Annotated in this window: 5 protein-coding genes; 2 read left to right on the top strand and 3 right to left on the bottom strand. The window is 70.5% G+C overall.

Translation table 11 applies throughout. The annotated features are described in order from the left end of the window. The first annotated feature begins 95 nt into the window (after positions 1 to 95). Positions 96 to 350: a (2Fe-2S)-binding protein gene (locus tag ACSNOG_RS32160; RefSeq protein ID WP_436756238.1), complete on the top strand. Its 255-nt coding sequence runs from the start codon at positions 96 to 98 to the stop codon at positions 348 to 350. Between the two features lie 17 nt (positions 351 to 367). On the opposite strand, the gene bfr is transcribed toward ACSNOG_RS32160, so the two are convergent. Further along, complete coding sequence (bfr, locus tag ACSNOG_RS32155) at positions 368 to 856, bottom strand: bacterioferritin (RefSeq protein ID WP_436756237.1); 489 nt, start codon at positions 854 to 856, stop codon at positions 368 to 370. Positions 857 to 1,012: 156 nt separating this feature from the next. Here bfr and ACSNOG_RS32150 point away from each other — a divergent pair, with 156 nt between their 5' ends. Beyond that, positions 1,013 to 1,645 (top strand): sulfite oxidase-like oxidoreductase, encoded by a 633-nt coding sequence (locus tag ACSNOG_RS32150; protein ID WP_436756236.1) that lies wholly within the window; start codon positions 1,013 to 1,015, stop codon positions 1,643 to 1,645. 15 nt (positions 1,646 to 1,660) lie between these two features. Here the strand turns inward: ACSNOG_RS32150 and ACSNOG_RS32145 are convergent, their stop codons facing one another. Beyond that, positions 1,661 to 2,545, bottom strand: a complete 885-nt coding sequence (locus ACSNOG_RS32145) for a deoxyribonuclease IV (protein ID WP_436756235.1) — start codon at positions 2,543 to 2,545, stop codon at positions 1,661 to 1,663. A gap of 2 nt (positions 2,546 to 2,547) precedes the next feature. Then, positions 2,548 to 3,499, bottom strand: a 952-nt coding sequence (locus tag ACSNOG_RS32140) for a PASTA domain-containing protein (protein WP_436756234.1), incomplete at its 5' end; no start/stop codon positions are given.

The following is a 3,499-nucleotide window of genomic DNA, read 5'->3' as shown; positions in this document are numbered from 1 at the left end:
CCCCCCCCCCCCCCCCCCCCCCCCCCCACGGCGTTGTTTTTCCGCCACCCGGCCGGGTAAGGTAAGGGTAACCTTATTGATCAACCCGGCTGGCGGTGAACCGCGTGTACGTCTGCTCGTGCTTCGGCATCACGGAGCAGCAGGTGCGTGACCACGCGGACAAGGGGGCGTGCACGCCCCGGCAGATAGCCTCCGCCTGCAAGGCGGGCACCGACTGCGGCGGCTGCGTGCGCCGCATCCAGGCACTCCTCGGCCGTGGCGCCTGCCCGCGCCGCGAGCTGGTCGACCAGGGGGATTCCGACGTGCTCGGCGCCGGGATACCCGCGCTGCCGCAGCCCCAGGCGGCCTAGCCCCCGGCGGGCCGGGATCAGCCGGACCCGCCGTTCTCCTGCTCGATGAACTGCGCGATGTAGAGCGCCTCGCCGAGCTTCTCGATCAGCTCCAGCTGCGTGTCCAGATAGTCGATGTGATCCTCTTCGTCCGCGAGGATCGCCTCGAAGATATTGGCCGAGGTGATGTCGCCCTTGGCCCGCATGACCTCCACCCCGCGCCGGAGGCGGTCGATGGCCTCGACCTCCACCTGCCGGTCGGCCTGGAACATCTCCGTGATGGTCTGGCCGATCCGGACGTGGAAGAGCCGCTGGTAGTTGGGCAGCCCCTCCAGGAAGATGATCCGGTCGGTGAGGGTCTCCGCGTGCCGCATCTCGTCGAACGACTCGGCGCGCGTATGCGACGCGATCTTGGTCCAGCCGTGGTGCTCCTGCAGCTTCGCGTGCAGGAAGTACTGATTGATGGCGGTCAGCTCGGCAGTCAGCTGTTCATTCAGGAACTCGATGACCTCGGGGTCGCCCTGCATTGCAGAGGCTCCTTCCAAGCAAGGATGACTGGCAGGTTGCGCGCATCCTCGCACCACCCTGTCGAAACCGTCCAGTAAGTGCACACTTAGTGCGAGTTGTCCGTATAGGGGAACCCCTGGTCATCGGCGCCGGGAAAGGTCTGACACCATGGGGGCATGGGGCCCTCGAAAAACACCGAAAGCCACAAAGGGGAGCTCCCCCAGCTGCCGCCGGGCCAGCGTCTCCAGCGCGGTTGGCCGGTGACGCACTACGGGCCCGTGCCCAGGTTCAAGCCGGACCGGTGGGAGTTCCGGGTCTTCGGCTCGACCGCCGACGGCGACAAGCACTGCTGGACGCACGAGGAATTCTCCGCACTGCCGTACACCACGGTGGTGGCGGATCTGCACTGCGTCACCAAATACAGCGTGCTCGGCGCCGAATGGGGCGGAGTGTCGGCCCGTACGGTGCTCGAACTCGCACCGCCCGCGCCCGGGGTCACGCATGTGATGGTGTGGGCGGAATACGGCTTCAGCTCAAATCTGCGCCTGGCCGATTTCGCCTCCGAAAAGACGATTTTCGCCACGCACAAGGACGACGAACCCCTCACCGCCGAGCACGGTTTCCCGGTCCGCCTCGTCGTGCCGCACCTCTACGCCTGGAAGGGCCCCAAATGGGTCCGCGGCGTGGAGTACATGACCGCCGACCGGCGCGGCTTCTGGGAGGAGCGGGGCTACCACAACATCGGTGACCCCTGGCGCGAGCAGCGCTACTCCTACCAGGAACAGCCGGGCGAGGGCCCGGAGCTGTAGGGCCCGCGGCGGCGGTCAGAGCACGCCGTCGCGCAGTTCCTTCAGCCGCGCCACGTCCGCCGCGTGGCCCGCGGGGCCGCCCGGCGTCTCGATCGTCAGCGGCACACCGGCCGTCGCCGGGTGGCGGAAGAGCTCCGCGAAGGGGTCGGCTCCGATGTGGCCGGAACCGATGTTCTCGTGCCGGTCGAGGTGCGCGCCCACGACCGCCTTCGAGTCGTTGGCGTGGATCAGCCGCAGCCGCCCCTCGCCCACCACCGAGACCAGCTCGTCGAGCGTGCTCTTCATCCCGCCCGGCTCCGCGAGGTCGTGACCCGCCGCGAAGACGTGGCAGGTGTCCAGGCACACCCCCAGCTTCGGGTGGTGCTCCAGCGCCTCGAAGTAGGGGCCGAGGTCCTCCACCAGCGAGCACAGCGACGCGCCCTGCCCGGCCGTGGGCTCCAGCAGCAGCCAGGGGTCGTCCTCGTGGGTCAGCTCGTCCAGCAGCGGCAGCAGCCGCTCGTGGACCTGCTCCAGCGCGGCCCGGCGCGGCCGGCCGCCCGTCGCGGAGCCGGTGTGCACCACCACGCCCTGCGCGCCGATGGCCCGGCCGCGGCGCAGCGAGTGCCGCATCGACTCCGCGGACTGCTCGACCGTCGCTGCGGTGTGCGAGCCGAAGTTGATCAGGTAGGGGGCGTGCACCCAGACGGGCAGGGACTCCTGCGCGCACGCGGCGCGGAACTCCTCGTCCTGCCGGGGGTTGCCCGCGGGCGTGGCCCAGCCGCGCGGATTGGCGACGAAGACCTGCAGGGTCTCCGCGCCCATCTCGCGCGCGTAGGCCAGGCCCACCTTGGCCAGCCCGCCCGCCACCGGCACATGACCGCCTACGGGGTTGCGCAGCCGCCCCGGGATCGGCTCCTCCACCGCTACAGACCGCCCTTGAGCTTGATGGTGACCGTGTCGCCCTTGGCGGCCTGCTCGCCGCCCTTGACCGACTGGCTCTCGACCGAGTCCTGCGGGAAGAAGAACGGCTTGTCGACCTTCACCTTGAAGCCCGCCTCCGTCAGCAGCCGCTTGGCCTCGGACTCCTTCCGGCCCGTGACGTCCGGCACCGGCACCATCTCCTTGCCCTTGGAGACGGTGAGGGTGATCGTGTCGCCCTTGGCGGCCTTGTCGCCCGTGCCGGGGGACTGCTCGGCCACGGAGCCCTTGGCGCGGTCGGAGAAGACCTGTGCGTCCGCGACCTTGGCCTCGAAGCCCTTGTCGCGCAGGGCGGCCGTCGCCGCGTCCACGGACATGCCGCGAACGTCCGGGACGTCCAGCGGCGCGCCCTTGCTGACGGTCAGCGCCACCGGCGCCTCGGGGCGGCGCTGCTCGCCCGGCTTCGGGTCGGTGGCCAGCACCGAGCCCTGCGGGGTCTCGCTGCTGAACTGCTTGCCGACCTCGCCGACGGTCAGGCCCGCGCCCTCGATCTTCTTCTTCGCCTCGTCGAAGGACATGCCCACGACGTTGGGCACCTCGGCCCGCGCGGGGCCCCGCGAGAGGGTGATCGTCACCTTGCCGGTGTTGCGGATGCGCTTGCCGGGCGCGGGGTCGGCCGCGATGACGTGACCGCGCTCGACGGTGTCGCTGAACTCCTCCTTCGCGCGCACCCCGAGCCCGGCGTCGTCCAGCGTCTTCTCCGCCTTGTCCCGGGGCATGTCCAGGACAGCGGGGACGGTCGTGAACTGACCCGAGTTGATGTACCAGACGCCCGTGCCGACCAGCACGGCCAGCAGCGCGGCGACCACCGCGAGGACCCCGCGCCGCGGCACCTGCCGGAACCGGCCGCGCAGGTCCGCGGGGGGAGCGGGGGGAGCGGGCGGTTCCGGCAGGTGC

The sequence above is a fragment of the Streptomyces sp. URMC 124 genome (assembly GCF_051386455.1).
GTDB lineage: Bacteria > Actinomycetota > Actinomycetes > Streptomycetales > Streptomycetaceae > Streptomyces.
The sequence above is the reverse complement of the archived record's forward strand: the minus strand, read 5'-3'. Positions and strand labels throughout refer to the sequence as shown.